The sequence below is a fragment of the Celeribacter litoreus genome (assembly GCF_020165855.1).
GTDB lineage: Bacteria > Pseudomonadota > Alphaproteobacteria > Rhodobacterales > Rhodobacteraceae > Celeribacter > Celeribacter litoreus.
In genome coordinates, this window is the sequence record NZ_JAIUFY010000014.1 from 302239 (window position 1) to 320234 (window position 17996).

General features: G+C 59.8%; 18 protein-coding genes. 15 read left to right on the forward strand and 3 right to left on the reverse strand.

The window, feature by feature from the left end; genetic code table 11:
• The first annotated feature begins 1 nt into the window (after window position 1).
• From LA304_RS15090 to allE, 3 genes are read left to right on the forward strand one after another with little or no spacing between them, the layout of a single operon-like run.
• Complete coding sequence (locus tag LA304_RS15090) at window positions 2-940, forward strand: polysaccharide deacetylase family protein (RefSeq protein ID WP_224503993.1); 939 nt, start codon at window positions 2-4, stop codon at window positions 938-940.
• 2 nt (window positions 941-942) lie between these two features.
• Window positions 943-2073: a M20 family metallopeptidase gene (locus tag LA304_RS15095; RefSeq protein ID WP_224503994.1), complete on the forward strand. Its 1131-nt coding sequence runs from the start codon at window positions 943-945 to the stop codon at window positions 2071-2073.
• On the forward strand, window positions 2070-2816 hold the full coding sequence (gene allE / locus LA304_RS15100) for a (S)-ureidoglycine aminohydrolase (RefSeq protein ID WP_224503995.1): 747 nt from the start codon (window positions 2070-2072) through the stop codon (window positions 2814-2816). The genes LA304_RS15095 and allE overlap by 4 nt, the downstream gene beginning before the upstream one ends.
• 5 nt (window positions 2817-2821) lie before the next feature.
• Here allE and LA304_RS15105 read toward each other — a convergent pair whose 3' ends face one another.
• Window positions 2822-3742, reverse strand: coding sequence for a LysR family transcriptional regulator (locus LA304_RS15105; RefSeq protein ID WP_224503996.1), 921 nt, complete (start codon window positions 3740-3742; stop codon window positions 2822-2824).
• 48 nt (window positions 3743-3790) lie between these two features.
• Between LA304_RS15105 and LA304_RS15110 the strand changes: the two genes are divergently transcribed.
• The gene (locus tag LA304_RS15110) at window positions 3791-5209 is read left to right on the forward strand and encodes an FAD-binding oxidoreductase (protein ID WP_224503997.1); all 1419 of its coding nucleotides are present in this window, start codon (window positions 3791-3793) and stop codon (window positions 5207-5209) included.
• A gap of 113 nt (window positions 5210-5322) precedes the next feature.
• Here LA304_RS15110 and hpaR read toward each other — a convergent pair whose 3' ends face one another.
• The gene (gene hpaR / locus LA304_RS15115) at window positions 5323-5805 is read right to left on the reverse strand and encodes a homoprotocatechuate degradation operon regulator HpaR (RefSeq protein ID WP_224503998.1); all 483 of its coding nucleotides are present in this window, start codon (window positions 5803-5805) and stop codon (window positions 5323-5325) included.
• A 104-nt stretch (window positions 5806-5909) separates the two neighbouring features.
• Here hpaR and LA304_RS15120 point away from each other — a divergent pair, with 104 nt between their 5' ends.
• The 11 genes from LA304_RS15120 to hpaD (LA304_RS15170) all read left to right on the forward strand — a co-directional run bounded on the left by LA304_RS15120 (window position 5910) and on the right by hpaD (LA304_RS15170) (window position 16827).
• The gene (locus LA304_RS15120; RefSeq protein WP_224503999.1) at window positions 5910-6299 is read left to right on the forward strand and encodes a 5-carboxymethyl-2-hydroxymuconate Delta-isomerase; all 390 of its coding nucleotides are present in this window, start codon (window positions 5910-5912) and stop codon (window positions 6297-6299) included.
• Window positions 6300-6309: 10 nt separating this feature from the next.
• Window positions 6310-7821: a 5-carboxymethyl-2-hydroxymuconate semialdehyde dehydrogenase gene (gene hpaE, locus LA304_RS15125; RefSeq protein WP_224504000.1), complete on the forward strand. Its 1512-nt coding sequence runs from the start codon at window positions 6310-6312 to the stop codon at window positions 7819-7821.
• Between the two features lie 90 nt (window positions 7822-7911).
• A complete protein-coding gene (gene hpaD, locus LA304_RS15130; protein WP_224504001.1) occupies window positions 7912-8892 on the forward strand; it encodes a 3,4-dihydroxyphenylacetate 2,3-dioxygenase in 981 nt (326 codons plus the stop codon).
• Window positions 8893-8971: 79 nt separating this feature from the next.
• Window positions 8972-10420 (forward strand): NAD-dependent succinate-semialdehyde dehydrogenase, encoded by a 1449-nt coding sequence (locus LA304_RS15135; protein WP_318010699.1) that lies wholly within the window; start codon window positions 8972-8974, stop codon window positions 10418-10420.
• 12 nt (window positions 10421-10432) lie between these two features.
• Window positions 10433-11308 (forward strand): fumarylacetoacetate hydrolase family protein, encoded by an 876-nt coding sequence (locus tag LA304_RS15140; RefSeq protein ID WP_224504002.1) that lies wholly within the window; start codon window positions 10433-10435, stop codon window positions 11306-11308.
• Complete coding sequence (hpaH, locus tag LA304_RS15145) at window positions 11308-12108, forward strand: 2-oxo-hept-4-ene-1,7-dioate hydratase (RefSeq protein WP_224504003.1); 801 nt, start codon at window positions 11308-11310, stop codon at window positions 12106-12108. Before LA304_RS15140 ends, hpaH begins: the two co-directional genes overlap by 1 nt.
• A 10-nt stretch (window positions 12109-12118) precedes the next feature.
• The gene (locus tag LA304_RS15150) at window positions 12119-12880 is read left to right on the forward strand and encodes an aldolase/citrate lyase family protein (RefSeq protein ID WP_224504004.1); all 762 of its coding nucleotides are present in this window, start codon (window positions 12119-12121) and stop codon (window positions 12878-12880) included.
• A 155-nt stretch (window positions 12881-13035) separates the two neighbouring features.
• Window positions 13036-14061 carry a TRAP transporter substrate-binding protein gene (locus LA304_RS15155; protein WP_224504005.1) on the forward strand — a complete coding sequence of 342 codons (1026 nt, stop codon included), beginning with the start codon at window positions 13036-13038 and terminating at the stop codon, window positions 14059-14061.
• Window positions 14058-14558: a TRAP transporter small permease gene (locus LA304_RS15160; protein ID WP_224504006.1), complete on the forward strand. Its 501-nt coding sequence runs from the start codon at window positions 14058-14060 to the stop codon at window positions 14556-14558. Before LA304_RS15155 ends, LA304_RS15160 begins: the two co-directional genes overlap by 4 nt.
• Before the next feature lies 1 nt (window position 14559).
• A complete protein-coding gene (locus LA304_RS15165; RefSeq protein WP_224504007.1) occupies window positions 14560-15873 on the forward strand; it encodes a TRAP transporter large permease in 1314 nt (437 codons plus the stop codon).
• Window positions 15874-15966: 93 nt separating this feature from the next.
• Window positions 15967-16827, forward strand: a complete 861-nt coding sequence (gene hpaD, locus LA304_RS15170) for a 3,4-dihydroxyphenylacetate 2,3-dioxygenase (protein ID WP_224504008.1) — start codon at window positions 15967-15969, stop codon at window positions 16825-16827.
• A gap of 109 nt (window positions 16828-16936) precedes the next feature.
• Here the strand turns inward: hpaD (LA304_RS15170) and LA304_RS15175 are convergent, their stop codons facing one another.
• A complete protein-coding gene (locus LA304_RS15175) occupies window positions 16937-17893 on the reverse strand; it encodes a helix-turn-helix domain-containing protein (protein ID WP_224504009.1) in 957 nt (318 codons plus the stop codon).
• Window positions 17894-17996: the final 103 nt, after the last annotated feature.

Below are 17996 nucleotides of genomic sequence, written 5' to 3' on the forward strand. Positions count from 1 at the left end.
CATGCCGTGGAAAGACAATTACACCACCAGTGACGAGATCGGCATCTTTGACGAGGCCATCCAGTGGCCCGCGGGGCAGCAGATGGGGTTTGGCCTCACGGTCAACCTGAACCCGGCGGCGACCGCCAAGGGGATCACGGAAAAAGATCTCGCCTATCCCACATGGCATTTCGGTATGACTGAGGGTCTGAACGCTTTTCTCGACCTCTTTGCGAGGACGGGTGTGAAAGCGACCTTCGCCGTGCCTGCGGTCATTGCCGATGGCTACCTCGACGCGATGAAACGCATTCTCGATGGCGGTCACGAGATCGCGGCACAGGGTCTCTTTGGTGAAGACCCGAATACGCTTGAGGCAGGCCAAGAGGCAGCGCATATCGCGCAGGCCACCGATATTCTCACCCGTGTATGCGGCGCTGCGCCGAAAGGCTGGTTCTCGCTGTCGCGTCCGGATGATCGCTTTGCCACGGGCGCGGTGACGGATGAGACCATCGCGCTCTTGAAAGCGCAGGGCTACGCCTATTTCGGCAACGGTCTCGCCGATGATGCGCCCTATTGGTGGGTCACGGATTTCGAGAAATCCGAGGCGCTTTTGACCCTCCCGTATTACTACCACTTCGATGACACGTTCTTCCTGATGTTCCCGCGTGCAGGGGTCGGGCTGGAGCGTCTTGAGCCGATCAAGCGCAACTGGCGTCGCGAGTTTCAGGCGCAGTATCGTCGTGGCCGCTACTTCAACATGTGCGTCTCTCCGGCGCGTGCTGGATGGGGTCATCGCTTCACCGCGCTCTCCGAGTTCCTGACCGAGGCCGTGAGCCATCCGGGCGTCTGGGCCGAGACCGGCAGCACGCTGGCCGCACATTGGCAGGCGAACTATCCGTCGGAAGAGACGCTCAACCTCGCGCCCTCCATCTGGGTCGATTACGAAGATAGCCTGAGCTGATCATGACATTGCAAAGCGAAGATATCCTGTCGGGCCTGCTGGAGTGGGTCCGTATCGACACGCCGACCGGCGATGTGGCGGGCATTTCCCGCCTTGTCGATCTGATCGAGTCCCAACTCACGCCCTTGGGCGCGGAGATCGAGCGGATCACTGGCCGAGACGGCATGGGCGATCACCTGATTGCGCGGTTCACAGGCGGCGATGGCCCCGGTGTGCTGGTGACGAGCCACATTGATACCGTCTGTGCTCCGGGAACTGTTGAGATCAAGCGCGACGGCGACCGTCAATACGGGCCTGGAATCGCGGATATGAAGGGCGGCGGGTATCTCGCGCTCTGCGCAATGCGGGACATCATCGAGAGCGGTGAGACACTGGCCGGTCCGGTCACGCTCATCTACAATTCCGACGAGGAAATCGGCTCGCCGACCTCTCACGCACTCATTCAGGCGGAGGCGCGCAAACATGGCGCGGCCCTGATTCCCGAACCCGCGCGGGGCGATGAGGCGATCACCTTCCGCAAGGGACGAGCGAAATACACGCTCGACTTCGATGGTGTGGAGAGCCACGCAGGCTCCGCCTTTGCGGATGGCCGCTCCGCGATCCTGCAACTGGCCCGCACGATTCGCCGGATTGAAGAGATGACGGATCTCGAAACCGAAACCACGGTCAATGTGGGCCGTGTCCGTGGCGGGACAGAGCCGAATGTGGTCGCAGGGCATGCCGCCTGCGATCTCGACGTCCGGTTTGCCGACGATGACCTAGGCCATGAGATCGAGCGGCAACTCGGGGCGCTGCAGTCTGACGATCCGGATGTGAGCATCCGTCTGTCGGGCGAGATCGAAAAGCCGTGCCTCGCGCGCACGCCCGAGACGCTCGCCATGTTCGCGCGCGCCACCGAGATCAACGAGGCGCTCGGCGCGCCGATGATCGAAACCCGTTCGGGTGGCGGCAGCGACGGCAATTTCACCTGCGCAGCCGGTGTTCCGACCCTCGACGGCCTCGGCGCGATCGGCAACAATTGGCATTCGCCGCAAGAACACATCCTCGTCTCGCCGCTTGCCCGCCGTATGGCGCTCTTGCGCGGCCTGATCCTGACCTATGCGGGCGAACGCCCGACCGGAGATACGAAATGAAACCCAGCTTTGGACAGACCCGTTCTGACATCCGCCGCAATCACGCGCTCCTGACGCCGGAGAGCCATGAGTGGATCACCCAGCCGGATTGGCCGGGGGCGGAGATCGCTTTTCTCATCAGCCCGGCCATGGGGGCGAAATTCGCCATGGGTCTCGTGCGGAGCGCTGAGGGGCTCAACGGGATTGCGCCCGCCCCTGAGGGCATCGCGCGGTTCATCTTTGTGCTGGAGGGCGAGGTTGCCTTGTCCGAGGGTGAAGAGAAACATGTTCTCGGGTCTGAGGGGTATGCTTTCCTACCACCGAACGACGGCGCGACTCTGAGTGCGTGGGCTGGCGCGTCTTTCGTTCTGTTCGAGTGGGAATTCCTCGCGCGCGGCGATGTGCCTGCACGGGTGATCGGCGCTGTTGCGGAAGTGGAAGGCACGCCCTTGCGCGGCGACGATTGGCTCATGGTGCAAAAGCTGCTGCCAACGGATGCGGGGTTCGACGGGGAATTCAACGTCATGAACTTCCACCCGGGGTCCTCACTCGCCTATGTCGAGACGCATTTCATGGAACACGGGCTTCTCATGCTCGACGGTGGCGGTGTCTATCGTCTCGATGATCAGTGGTATCCGGTGGGCGCGGGTGATGCGATCTGGATGGGGCCGCATGTGCCGCAATGGTTCGGCGCCCTTGGCCGCGAGACGTCCCGCTATCTGATCTACAAGAACTACAACCGTTCCCCATTGGCCAAGAGATGACCGGCTCAGCCGCCGTAATTGTTGAACAGGGTCTTGATGGCCGCCGCGAAGGCAACGGACGACGCCGTCGGCGTGCGTCCGGCCATCCGGCAGCACGAGACCGGCGGGCTGTCGAACGGCAGGTCGGTCAACTCGACAAAGGCGATCTGTTCGCGGCGGATTTGCAGGAAGCGACCAAAGACGATCCCGATGCCCATGCCGCTCTCGACCATCTGTCGCAACAGGGTGAAGCTGTTGGTGCTCATGACCTCGTGCAGGCTCACGTCGCTCTGAACCAAGGCGTCTTCAAGCAGTTGCCGCATGGGAACGGAGTGGTCGGGGAAAATGATCCGCTCACCGTCGATGTCCTTGAGCGCCACGGAGCGCAGCCGCGCCATCGGATGATCCAGCGAGGTGACGACATAGGTGCGCCGTTTCAGGGTCGCGAGTGTCTCGATCTCGGCAGAGGGCGGGAAGTTGTAGCCCAGTGCGATGTCGATATCGCCGTCCTGCATCCGGTCGACGATTTCGCGTGTGTTTTCAACGTAGATCGTGAATTTGAGGCCGGGGTGGTTGTAGCTCATATCGCGCAGCAAGCCGGGCAGGAGATCAGAGGCCAGCACCTCGTTCACGCCGAGCCGCAAGTGACCGCGTTGCAAACCCTGCAACTGGTCAATCTCGTCTTGCGCGATGGTCAATTCGTTGATCACAGAGGCGCAGCGGAACAACAGGATTTCGCCCGCTTCGGTCAACTCGAGGCCCCCGCGGCCGCGATCTCGGCGGAACAGTTCGACGTCCAGCGCGAGCTCGAGGTTCTTGATTTGCTTGCTGACCGCAGAGGGTGCAACGTGCAATCTGTCCGATGCGGCCCGGAAAGATCCAAGCTGGGCTACTTCGATGAAGTGCCGCAAGCCGGGCAAGCGCCCGAGAATTTTGCTGGGGGGCATAGAGGTCTCCAGAGAACGAACAACACAGCGCCAAGGAGCGTATCATAGATGGACAGCACCGGCATTCAACAGGACACTGCGCAGAAGGTTGCAATTGCAAAACTGAACGCGGTTCTCGGCCCGAAAGGGATGCTGACGACGGTAGAAGACTGCGCGCGCTATGCGTCGGATCAGTCCGGTCTCGTGGGCACGCCGCCCGTCGCCGTCCTGCGTCCTGCGTCGACCGAGGAAATCTCTGCTGTCTTGGCGATTTGCAACCGTTACGGCCTCGGTGTGGTGCCGCAGGGCGGGCGCACAGGCCTGTCGGGTGGGGCAAGTTGCCCCGCTGGCGTTGTTGTCGTGTCGACCGAGCGTCTCACAGGGATCATCGAGATTGACGAAGAGGCCATGACCCTGACCGCATGGGCGGGAACACCATTGGAGACCGTGCAGAACGCCGCGCGCGAGGTGGGGCTCGAATACTGCGTTGATATCGGCGCGCGGGGGTCGGCGACCATTGGCGGGACGATTGCCACCAACGCGGGCGGCATCCGTGTGCTTCAGCGCGGTATGACACGGGAGAATGTGCTGGGGCTGGAGGCGGTGCTCGCAGACGGATCCATCGTGTCTCGACTGGGGAAGACCGTGAAAGACAACTCCGGCTTTGATCTGAAACATATGTTTATCGGGTCTGAAGGCGTGCTCGGGTTCGTGACCCAAGCAGTGCTCAAGCTTCATCGCCATGTGCCTGGCACGGCAACCGCGCTCTTCGCGCTTCCTGACCACGCGGCGGCGCTGCGGTGTCTCAATGTGGCGCGTGAAACCTTCGGCTCGCGTATTGTCGCCTTCGAGGGGATGTGGCCCGACTATTGGGATTTCGTCTGCCATGCGACAACTCTGGCAACTTCGCCATTGGAAGATCGCTACGGATTCTATGTCTTGATCGAAGTCGACTCTGAAACGGGCAGGGCCGAAGAAGAACTCGAAGAGCTGTTCGCCGAGTTGTTCGAACGTGACATTGCGCTCGATGGCGTTCTCGCGAAATCGGTCGCAGAGGCACAGACGCTTTGGAAATTGCGCGAAGCGGTCGGTGAAGTCGATGACGATTTCGGGCATCACATCAACTTTGATATCGGTGTGTCGCCTTCCGCGCTCGGTGCGTTCTGTGACGCTGCGGATAAGAAGCTTGCGGCGCTAGAAGAGGCCGGGGCGACGCTCAAGGTCGGGCATATCGGGGACGGGAATGTCCATTTGCTCGTTGCCCATGATGGCAGCAAAGCCGCCGAGCATCGGATCGAAGCCGAGATCTATGCGCTTTTGCAGATCTATAACGGGGCGGTGACCGCCGAACATGGCATCGGTCGCATCAAGGCGCCTTGGATTGGATATAGCCGTTCTCCCGAAGAGCTGGCCATGATGCGGGCGCTGAAAGCCCAGCTCGACCCGCGTGGCATCCTCAATCCGGGCGCGCTCTTTTCCGAAGGCTGAATTTGGCGGCGTGGGCGGGTGCGCCTGCGCTGCACAGCGATCGCGCGTTCACATCCAGATTAAGTTGAAGATGATATTTCAATACGCTGAAAATAAATAACTTATTGATCTCTTCAGTTGTCGAGGGCGCGCAGCAAGTTCTCGATCTGATCAAGCAATGTATCGATATTTTCGCAGCCGATTTTCTCCTCGATACTCGCGTAGATTTCGGCACTCTGAGGAGCCAATTCGCGGATGAACGCACGCCCTTCTTCGGTCAGGGTAATGAGCATCCGGCGTCCGTCTGTCTTGTCTCGGTGCGACTGAAGAAACCCGCGCGCCTCCAAGGTCCTCATGATCCGCGTCAGGGAAGGCGCGAGGATACAGGCCTTGTTCGCGAGAAAGCTCGCGTCCGTTTCTCCCGCCTCTTCGAGAACACGCATCACGCGCCATTGCTGCTCCGTGACATCGTTCGCAGCCAGCATCGGACGGAATCGCTCCATCACAACTTCGCGGGCACGTAGCAGTGCGATCGGCAGGGTCCGGTGGGTCCGCGCGAGGCCGAAACCATCATTATGCGCCTCTATTTGTGTCTCTGGAAGCGTCTCTTCAGCCATCGGGTCATGTTCTCCTGTTGATCATTTTGCATCGGAAATTGTGGGCGGGTTGACAAGCACAATTACATTTAACATGTTAAGCAACAAGTAAGGGAGAGAGAATCGTGCCGCATTTAGCGATTGAATATTCGGCGGGCCTGGAGGCGCGTGCTGATATTAAAGGCGTTTGTGAATCCGCATACGCCGCCATGCTCAAAGCCGGAATTTTTCCGAAAGCAGGGATTCGCGTCCGTGCTCACAAGGCCGATGTGGCCATCGTGGGCGACGCTCTGGCGGAAAATGACTTCGCCGCATTGACCCTCTCTGTCGGGGCAGGTCGTTCGACCGAAGCCCTCAAGGAAGCCGGAGACGCGATCTTTGCCGCTGTGCAAGTGGCACTCGCCGGTCCGCTCTCCACCCCTCATTTCGCCCTCTCGCTCGAAATCCGGGAAATCAACCCCGAACTGAGCTGGAAAGACACCCCCATTCACGCCCGCCTGTCGGGCAAAAGCTGAAGGAAAGACGATGAGCGCTCTCGAAGAGAACCTATCCAAAGCCAAGGCCTATATGGCTAAATTTGCCGAAACCGGCGTCATGAACCACATCGGCGGCGAAAGCGTGCCGGCCAAATCCGGCAAGGTTTTCGAAACCACGTCGCCGGTTGATGGCAAGGTTCTTGCTTCTGTTGCCAAAGGCGACGAAAGCGACATCGGAGCTGCTGTTGCGGCTGCGAAAGAAGCGTTCAAAACCTGGTCCAAAATGCCGGGCAAAGAGCGCAAAGCGATCCTGATCAAGGTTGCAGAAGGCATTGAGGCCCGCGCCGAAGAGATCGCCTTCACCGAATGCATGGACACCGGCCAGGCGCTGCGCTTCATGTCCAAAGCGGCGATCCGTGGTGCTGCCAACTTCCGCTTCTTCGCGGATCAGGCTCCGACCGCCGAAGACGGTCTCGCGCTGCGCAACCCGAACCAGATGAACGTGACTTCCCGTCGCCCGATCGGCCCGATCGGTGTGATCACCCCGTGGAACACGCCGTTCATGCTCTCCACCTGGAAAATCGCGCCGGCTCTGGCCGCCGGTTGTACCGTGGTGCACAAGCCGGCTGAATTCTCCCCAATGACCGCGAAACTGCTCGTGGAAATCGCGGAAGAAGCCGGTCTGCCGAAAGGTGTTCTCAACCTCGTCAACGGTTTCGGCGAAGACGCCGGTAAAGCCCTGACCGAGCACAAAGACATCAAAGCCATCGCATTCGTCGGCGAGAGCCGCACCGGCTCCCTGATCATGAAGCAGGGCTCTGACACGCTGAAGCGTTTCCACCTCGAGCTTGGCGGCAAGAACCCGGTCATCGTGTTCGAAGACGCAGACATGGAGCGCGCGGTCGATGCGGCTGCGTTCATGATCTACTCCCTGAACGGCGAACGCTGCACCTCCTCCTCGCGCGTTCTCGTGCAGGAGAGCATCTACGAAGAGTTCACCACCAAACTCGCTGATGTTGCCAGCCGTATCAAAGTCGGTCACCCGCTCGATCCGGAAACCGTGGTCGGCCCGCTGATCCACCCGGAACACGAGACCAAGGTTCTGTCCTACTTCGACAAAGCCAAAGCTTCTGGTGCGACCATCGCTGCCGGTGGTGAGAAAGTTGGCGAAGAAGGCTGCTTCGTGCGCCCGACGCTCTTCACCAACGCGACCAACGACATGGATATCGCTCAGGAAGAGATCTTTGGCCCGGTCCTCACCGCGATCCCGTTCAAGGATGACGAAGACGCACTGAAACTGGCAAACGACGTGGAATACGGTCTGGCCGCTTACCTTTGGACCAACGACCTGAACCGCGCCATGTACATGACCGACAACCTCGAAGCCGGCATGATGTGGGTGAACTCCGAGAACGTCCGTCACCTTCCGTCCCCGTTCGGCGGTGTGAAAGCCTCCGGCATCGGCCGCGATGGTGGTGACTGGTCCTTCGATTTCTACATGGAAACGGTCAACGTCTCCTTCCCGCGTCAGTACCACAAAGTGCCGAAACTCGGCGGCTAACGCGCTCCAGAACGATGGGAGAGGGGGCACGGCTGCCTCTCCCGCACCACAAAACAAAGAAATACGCACAAAAAGAAGAGAGTCTGAGACATGCCTATCCCGGCCCCAAATCTCTATCCGCCGTTTAACATCATCCGCCTGAGCCACGTTGTGTTCGGTGTGAAAGACGTCGCGGCGTCCCGCAAATTCTACGTCGATATCCTCGGCCTTCAGGTCACGGATGAAGATGCAGACACCGTTTACCTGCGCGCTATGGAAGAGCGTGGCCACCACTGCATGGTGCTGCAGAAATCCGACGTGAGCGAAGTAAAATCGCTTTCCTTCAAAGTCTTCTCCGAAGAAGAACTCGACAAAGCCGAAGAGTGGTTCAAATCCAAAGGCCACGCGACGTCTTGGGTTGAGCGTCCGTATCAGGGCCGCACCCTCGCGACTGTCGACAACTACGGCATGCCGATCGAATTCTATTTCCAGATGGACCGCCTGTCGCCGATCCACCAGAAATACGAACTTTACAAAGGCGTTAAGCCGCTCCGCATCGACCACTTCAACTGCTACTCGCAGTCCGTGGATGAAAGCGTTGCCTTCTATAACGAAATCGGCTTCCGCGTGACGGAATACACCGAGGACGAAGAGAGCGGAAAACTCTGGGCAGCATGGACCCACCGCAAGGGCGGCGTGCACGACATCGCCTTCACCAACGGTCTCGGCCCGCGCCTGCACCACACCGCTTTCTGGGTGCCGACGCCGCTGAACATCATCGACCTGTGCGACCTGATGGCCACCACCGGCTATGTTGCAAACATCGAGCGTGGTCCAGGCCGTCACGGCATCTCCAACGCCTTCTTCCTCTACATTCTGGACCCCGATGGACACCGCATCGAGATCTACTGCTCTGACTACCAGACGGTCGATCCGGATCTCGAAGCGATCAAATGGGACCTGAAAGACCCGCAGCGCCAGACCCTCTGGGGTGCGCCTGCACCGCGCAGCTGGTTCGAGCACGGCTCCACCTTCGAGGGCGTAGAGCCGAAGGAAAGCACGCTCGCCGCGACGCCGATCATCGCCCCGTAAGGCGCTGACACCAAACACCGGGGCAGGCGCGCCAAGTGCCTGTCCCTCACTTGCAAGACCTGTTTTCGAGGACATCCCAATGCTCAAAGACCCGACACTTATGAAAGAGGCTGCCCTTGTTGGCGCCGAGTGGATCGCCGCTGGCGACGACGGGATCGCGGTCACCAATCCGGCCACGGGCGACGTGATCGGTCATGTTCCGCGCCTCGGCGCAAAAGAGACCGAAGCTGCCATTGCCGCTGCTGAAGTGGCACAAAAGGACTGGGCTGCCAAAACCGCGAAAGAGCGCTCCGTAATTTTGCGCCGCTGGTATGATCTCATGGTGGAAAACGCCGACGATCTGGCGGAAATCCTGACACTCGAACAGGGTAAACCTCTGGCCGAAGCCAAAGGCGAAATCCTTTACGGCGCGTCCTTTATCGAATGGTTCGCCGAAGAAGCCCGCCGTGTCTACGGTGACGTCATTCCGGGCCACGCCGCTGACAAACGCATCGTTGTCGTTAAACAGCCGATTGGTGTTGTTGCTGCGATCACCCCGTGGAACTTCCCCAACGCCATGATCACCCGCAAGGCCGGTCCGGCGCTTGCAGCGGGCTGTTCCATCGTTCTCAAACCGGCTGGCCAAACGCCGTTCTCCGCCATCGCTCTCGCGGTTCTGGCTCAGCGCGCCGGTCTGCCGGATGGTCTCTTCTCTGTTCTCACCGGCTCCGCCCGTGAGATCGGCGGCGTCATGACCAGCTCCGATGTCGTCCGCAAGCTGACGTTCACCGGTTCGACCGAGGTTGGCGTGGAACTCATGCGCCAATGTGCGCCGACGGTGAAAAAGCTCGCACTCGAACTCGGCGGTAACGCACCGTTTATCGTGTTCGACGATGCCGATCTCGACGAAGCCGTCGAGGGCGCGATTGTGTCCAAGTTCCGCAACAACGGTCAGACCTGCGTTTGCGCGAACCGCATCTATGTTCAATCCGCCGTCTACGACGAATTTGCCGAGAAACTTGGCAAGCGTCTCTCGACCCTCAAAGTCGGCGACGGCATGGACTCTGATACGATTTTTGGCCCGCTGATCGACGAAAATGCGGTCTCCAAAGTGCAAGAGCACATCACCGACGCGACCAGCAAAGGCGCAACGGTGGTGCAGGGCGGCAAGCCCCACGCGCTTGGCGGTCTGTTCTTTGAGCCGACCGTGATCAAGGGCGTGACCCAGGAGATGGCCGTGGCGACCGAAGAAACCTTTGGTCCCGTCGCACCGCTCTTCAAATTCGAAACAGATGCCGATGTCGTGGCCATGTCCAACGACACAGAGTTCGGCCTCGCCTCCTACTTCTACACCCGCGATCTCGCTCGGGCGTGGAAAGTGGGCGAGCAGCTCGAATACGGCATGGTCGGTATCAACACCGGTCTCATCTCTACTGCCGAAGCTCCCTTCGGCGGGATCAAATCCTCGGGTCTGGGCCGCGAAGGCTCCAAGTACGGCATCGAGGAATTCGTTGAAATCAAATATCTCTGCTTCGGCGGGATCGTCTGAGGAGGACGCCCTATGAAATCCATTCCAGCCCGCATTGCCGCATTCCACGCCAATGGTGCCGACCGCTACGGTGTCGTGACTGACGCCGGCATCATCGACATGACGCCGGAATACGGCAGCCGTTTCCCCACGCTGCAAGACGTGGTCGAGGCCGGTGCACTCGAAGAGGTGCTCAAATCCTCTGAAGGCCGCGCGCCGACCTACCGCGAAGAGGATGTGACCTACCTCATCCCGATCGCGAAACCGGAAAAGCTGATCTGTATCGGCGTGAACTTCCCGGATCGCAACGCGGAATACAAAGACGGCACCACGGACGCGAAATCCTATCCGTCGATGTTCATCCGCTTCCCGCGCTCCTTCACTGGCCACAACGGCAACATGGTGCGCCCGCCGGAGAGCGAGCAGCTTGATTACGAAGGCGAAGTCACCATTGTCATCGGCAAAAGCGGTCGCCGCATTGCCAAAGAAGACGCCTATGACCACATCGCCGCGCTGACGCTTTGTAACGAAGGCACGATCCGTGATTGGGTCCGCCACGCGAAATTCAACGTCACGCAGGGCAAGAACTGGGATAGCACCGGCTCCATCGGTCCGTGGCTCGTGCCGTTCCGCTCCGCAGACCAGCTCGACGATATCGAACTGACCACCCGCGTGAATGGCGAAGTGCGTCAGCAGGATCGCACCTCGCGCATGATGTATGACTTCCGCTACATCGTGAACTACGTCTCCACCTACTGCACGCTCGTGCCGGGCGACGTCATCGTTTGCGGCACGCCGACGGGTGCAGGCGCACGCTTTGATCCGCCGATCTGGCTCAAGCCGGGTGACGTGGTCGAAGTTGAAGCCGAAGGCATCGGCATCCTGCGCAACGGTGTGGAGGACGAGTGATGCTCGCCCAAACCGACATCGAAACCGCTGCAGCCGCGCTTCTCGCGGCTGAGGAGACCCGTGAACAGATCGGTCTTCTGTCGCTGAAACATCCGGAAATCACGCTGGATGATGCCTATGCGATCCAATCTGCGCAAATGGCACAGAAACTGGCGCAAGGCCGCGAGATCATCGGCTGGAAGATCGGCCTTACCTCGAAGGTGATGCAGGACGCACTCGGGATCACGACGCCGGACAGCGGCGTGATCTACGACGACATGGATTTTGCGGACGGCTGCACCGTGCCCGCCACCCGCTTTATCCAACCGCGCATCGAGGCCGAGATCGCCTTTGTCATGAAAGCGCCGCTTGAGGGCAAAGTGACGCGTGAAGAGGTGCTGGCGGCGACGGATTTCGTCGCGCCTGCCATCGAAATCCTCGACACCCGCATCCTGCGTGCCGATCCGGAAACCGGCAAGACGCGCAAGATTTTCGACACCGTCTCTGACAATGCCGCAAACGGTGGCATCGTTCTCGGCCCGCAGAAACACGCGCCTGAGGCGTTTGATTTGCGCTGGGTCGGGGCGATCCTGACGAAGAACGACGAAGTGGTCGCCACGGGGCTCGGCGCGGCTGTGTTGAACGATCCTGTCATGGGCATCGTCTGGCTGTCCGAGCGCATGGGCCAATACGGTCAGCGGATCGAAGCAGGGCAGGTGGTTCTCGCCGGTTCCTTCATCGCACCGATCGAGTGCCCGTCGGGAACGAAGATCGAAGCCGACTACGGTCCGTTCGGCACCGTGTCCGTCAATTTCGAATAAGGGAAAGCACATGCCTGCACCGAAAAACACTTTCAAAGCCCGTCTTAAGGCGGGCGATGTCCAGATCGGTCTCTGGCTGGGTCTGGGCGATCCGGCTGCGACGGAACTGGCGTCCGGTATCGGCTTCGACTGGCTCATCATTGATGGAGAGCACGGCCCCAACGGGTTGATCGAAGTGCTGAGCCAACTGCGCGCTGCCGCGGACAAGACCCAGATGGTTGTGCGCACCCGCGACGACAACCGCGCCGAGATCAAACAGATGCTCGATGCCGGCGCGCAGACGCTCCTCGTGCCGATGATCGAGAGCGGTGATCAGGCCGCCGAGGTCGTCCGCTCCATGAAATACCCGCCGATGGGTGTGCGGGGTGTTGGCGCGGCTCTGGCCCGTGCCTCTGCCTTTAACGCGATCCCCGATTATCTTCAGACGGCAAACGACGAGGTCTGCGTCCTCGTTCAGGTCGAGAGCATGGCGGGCGTCGACGCGCTCGACGCGATTCTCGCGGTCGAGGGGGTTGATGGCGTGTTTGTCGGTCCGGCCGATCTCGCAGCCGACATGGGCTACCTGGGACAACCTGGCGCACCCGAGGTGCAAGAGGTTGTGGTGAGCACACTCAAGCGCATCAAGGCCGCTGGTAAAGCCGCCGGAATTCTGACGTCGGATCAGAAGCTTGCGCAAGAATATCGCGAACTCGGTGTCGAATTCCTCGCCGTCGGGTCCGATGTGGGCGTCCTGCGGGCGGGCCTTGTGGGCCTCAAAGCCAAGTTTTCCTGACGTCACAGTGAACTCTGTGGGGCGGGCGAGACTTGCTTGTCCCACAATTAACATGTTAACTTAATCGCGAAGATTGGGGCCGTGTCAGTTGCTTCGGAGGCCATCGACACGAACTTTCCCCGGACTTTGCATCATACACTCTTGGGAGGATTACCATGAAGATGACGAAACGTGCCTTTCTCGCAGGGACCGCATTGGCGGCCTCGCTTATCGGCTCCAACGCTGCGTTTGCCGAAACCGAGCTCGTGCTCTCCAGCTGGCTGCCGCCGCGCCACCCGCTCGTGATCGGCGCGATCAAGCCGTGGGCCGAAAAGGTGGAGGAAGCCACTGAAGGCCGCGTGACCGTTCGCGTTCTCGCCAAGCCGCTTGGCGCTCCGCCGGCGCACTTCGACATGGCGCGCGACGGCGTGGCAGACATCACCTATGGTCTGCACAGCTTTACCAGTGACGACCGTTTCCTGCGCTCCCGTGTGGGCCAGTTCTCGTTCCTCGGCGATGACGCCGTTGAGACCTCCAGCAACTTCTGGACCGTCTACACCGAACAGCTCGACGCTGCTGCCGAACACGAAGGCACGCATCTTCTGGGCCTCTTCACCCACGGTCCGGGTGTTCTCCTGTCCAAAGATCGCCACTTCTCCACTCCTGACGATTTCAGCGGCTTCAAAGTCCGCACGCCGGGTGGCTATCCGGCCGATCTGATGAGCGGTCTGGGTGCGACGACCCTCTTCATGTCCTCTGGCGAAGTTTACGAAAAACTGACCCGCGGCGTGATCGACGGTCTTTGCATGGCGATGGACTCTGTGCGTGCGTTCAAGCTCGACAAGCACATCACCGACGTGATGACCGTTCCGGGCGGCCTCTACAACACCTCATGGTTCCTCGTGATGAACGAAGGCAAGTGGGACTCCATCGATGCTGCTGACCAAGAGGCCATCATGTCCGTTTCCGGCGTGGCCTTCTCTGAACTCGCTGGTCAGGCATGGAACGACGCGGATGCCACCGGTTATGACGCCACCGGTTCCGCCGACATCACCGTCTACGAAGCCGACGCTGCCGTGCTCGAGGCCATTCAGGCCGTTGCCAGCCCGCTGGAGCAGGCTTGGGTCGAGGCTGTTGCTGGCCAAGGCTTTGACGGCGCAGCCGCTCTTGCTGAAATGCAGACCGCGAAACCGGCACAATGACCGGTTTCAATGGCACCTTCGCGATGCCCCTTCGGGGGCTTCGCTTTCTCGTCGCGCGCGTGCTGCCGGGGCTGAGTGCTGCACTCATCCTGATGATGGTAGCAGTGACGGTGGTCGATGTGATCGGACGCTATGTGTTTGATTCACCTTTGCCGGGGGCCTTTGAGCTGACGCAGATCCTGCTTGCGGATCTCGTGCTCGCCGCTCTGCCGATCACCACGTTCAAGGGCAGCCATGTCGAAGTCGACTTGCTCAGCCACCTTTGGTCGCCGCGGACGAACCGGCTCGCCGGAATGTTCGGAGCCTCGGTCATGGCCATCGTTTTCTTTGTTCTGAGCTGGAACGTCGGCGTTCACGGTCTCAAACTCATGGAAGATGGCGCTGTGACCAACGATCTCGCGCTTCCGATCTGGCCTGCCGCCGCGCTTGGCGCGCTTACCTATGTGCTCAGCGGCATTGTCTCGCTGGTCCACGAAGACGTCCGTCGGGAGTTCTGATATGCTTGAACCGTTAATCGCAACCGCGCTGCTTCTCATGCTCGCGGTCTTTCGGGTGCCGATTGCCATCGCGATGATCGTCGTGGGCTCTGTCGGCTTTGCCCTGCTGCGCGGCACCTCGGCCTCTCTGACGATGCTCTCGACCACCGCGTTTGACACGGTGTTCTCCTATTCGCTCTCCGTGATCCCGCTGTTTATCTTTATGGGCAACCTCTTGGCGCACTCCGGTGTGGCCTCCGGTCTGTTCTCGGCCACCCAGCGCCTCGTGCGCAAGATGCCGGGCGGTCTCGCTATGGCGGCGGTTCTGTCCTGTGGCGGGTTCTCGGCTGTGTCCGGTTCCTCGCTCGCGACGGCGGCCACGATGTCCAAAGTTGCTATGCCGTCGCTGCGCAAGTTCGGCTATTCCGACAGCCTGTCGTCGGGGGCGATTGCAGCGGGCGGGACGCTCGGCATTCTCATTCCGCCGTCTGTGATCCTGATCATCTACGGCATCCTGACCGAGAGCGATATCGGCCTTCTGTTCCTCGCGGGGATCATTCCGGGTCTGATCGGTCTCTTGGGCTATGTGCTCGCTGTCTGGGCCGCCGTTTTGGTGAACCCGTCGCTCGCACCGAAAGAATACGATGTCGATGATCACCCTGTCGAAGGTCTCTACGGTGTGATCCTCTCGATTGCCCTCTTTGCTTTCATCATGATCGGCATCTATGGCGGGTTCTTCACCCCGATCGAAGCCGCAGGGATGGGCGCGGGTATGGCGCTCTTGATGGTGGTCGTGACCGGTCACGCGAAACTGCCGGAAATCTGGCAGTCGCTGATGGAAACGGCAGAGAGCACTGCAATGATCTTTCTCGTGGTCATCGGGGCAGAGGTGTTCTCGAACTACATCAACCTCGCGGGTCTGCCGGACGAGCTGGCCGGATTTGTCGACGGGCTCGACGTCAACGCTTGGGTTGTCATGGCGATGATTATTGCAATCTATCTGGTCCTCGGCACCGTGCTCGAAAGCCTGTCGATGATCCTGTTGACCGTGCCGATCTTCTACCCGCTGATGTACCAACTCGATTTCGGTCTCGATATTCTCTACGATCCGGAATACGCGTTGATTTGGTTCGGGATTATCGTGGTTGTTGTCACCGAGGTCTCGTTGATCACACCGCCGGTCGGGATGAACGTTTTCGTGCTGAAAGCCACCTTGCCGGACGTATCACTGAAGACGATCTTCAAGGGGATTCTGCCGTTCTGGATTTCAGATATTCTGCGACTGATCCTGTTGATCGCATTCCCGACGATTTCCTTGTGGCTCGTCGCCGGATAACACGACTTCTCTCCGCCAGATTGATCTCGATCAAAGATTATCTGGCGGGGGTTGCTATTTAATTAACATGTTCACCAAATTTGGGAGGTAACCATGGGTGAGATCGTAATGGCCGCGAAGGTCACGCACGTGCCAACGATGGTCATGTCCGAGCTGGACGGTCCTTTGAAAGGCGTCCGCCAGTCGGCCATCGACGGGCACCGCGAGCTGGGCCGTCGCGCCCGTGAAGCTGGCGCAGACACCTTTGTCGTGCTCGACACGCACTGGCTCGTCAACGCAGCCTATCACATCAACGCGAATTACAACTTCAAAGGTATGTTCACCTCGCATGAATTCCCGCAATTCATCAAAGACATGCCCTACGAATATGAAGGCAATGCGCCGCTCGGCAATCTGATTGCGGAAACCGCGCAGGCTAACGGCACCTATACGCTGAGCCACCAGGTCGACAGCCTTGATCTCGAATACGGCACCCTCGTGCCGATGCGCTATATGAACATGGATCACGACGAGTCCCTGAAAGTGGTTTCCGTCGCCGCCATGTGCACCGTGCACTCGCTCGCACAGTCCCGCAATCTGGGCGCGTCCATTGCCGAAGCCATCAAGAAATCCGACAGCAAGGTCGCACTCATCGCGTCCGGCTCGCTCAGCCACCAGATCTGGCCGAACGACATCTATGCGGAGAACAACGGCACCTTCACCATTTCGTCCAAGTTCAACGAGGTGGTCGACCGCCGCGTGCTCGAACTGTGGCAGAACGGTGAGCATGAGCTGTTCCTCGAAATGCTGCCGGACTACGCCAAATACTGCGACGGCGAAGGCGACATGCACGACACGATCATGCTCTACGGCGCGCTTGGCTGGGACAAATACAAAGGCAAGGCAGAGGTCGTGACCGACTACTTCCCGTCTTCGGGTACCGGTCAGGTGAACGTGTTCTTCCCGCTCGACTAATCGCTCTGCGACAGGTCCGAAATTGAAAAAGCCCCGCGAAGATTTCGCGGGGCTTTTGCGTGTCTGAAACGATGTGCGGATCGGAGACGGGCAGGGGCCCGTCGCCGGATTATCCGATGACCCGAAGGTAATCTTTCGGGGTCTGGCCAAACGCCTTGCGGAAGCAGCGGTTGAAATAGGACAGATCCGAGAAACCGGCCTCATAGGCGATGGAGGCAATGAGGTCATCACGACGACCGGCGCGGCGATCATCGAGACCGCGCCGCGTATGCTCCAGACGTTTCATCATGAGATATTTCGTCGGCGTCGTGCCTGCGGAGGCAAATCCGCGCTGCAACTGGCGCGACGACATGCAGAGATCGTCGGCAATGTCTTGCACGCTCAAGTCGGGATTGCGGTAATGCGTGTCGATATAGGCCTGTCCCGCCGTGAGCGCATGGGAATGGCCCAAATCCGCCTCGATGCCGGCAAAATCCTCACGGCCTGATCGTTCGTGCAGCATTGCACCGAGCAGCCCCATGATGGCCTCGCGCAGGTAATGATTCGTCGCACCCGCCGCGTCTTCGGTGCCCATGACTTTTGCCAGAACACCATAGAGAGCGATGTTCATCGGGTCGTGGCGCGGCATGCTTAGACCTCCACGCAAGAGGTCGTAGCCGAAGCGGGAATGCAGCTCTGCGCGCGGCAGATGGAGCGAAAGCTGGCGGTTGAACTGGCCGAAAAAGGTGAATTCCGACGGGGCTGCGCTATCAATCAGAACCATGTCGCCGGGTGTCATCATCACAGAGACATCGTTTTGACTCATCAGCGCTTTTCCCTCTTCCTGAAGGATCAGGAAGTAGTTCTCGCCGGTGTCCTGTTTGACGGACTGCGAGGTGCGGATCACCTGCTGAACGTCCATGGCCATCCGCCCGAGTTCGAGACCCGCACGGTGTTCGAGACGGGCGCCCCCCTGCATTTCGCGCTGGTTTTCGGCGGGGCGCACGTCGAAATATCCGCAGACCGATCTCAGGTCTGACACAAAAGCCTCAACAGGCTGATTGGTGTATTTCGTTGTCTGCTGCATGTTTTCAAACTGCCGAATCTTTGGTCACTTTACAAGTTAAACAAATCGACAGGTCTGCGACATTTTTGTCGCCAGCGGTCAATTCTTGCGTCGCGTCCGTCCA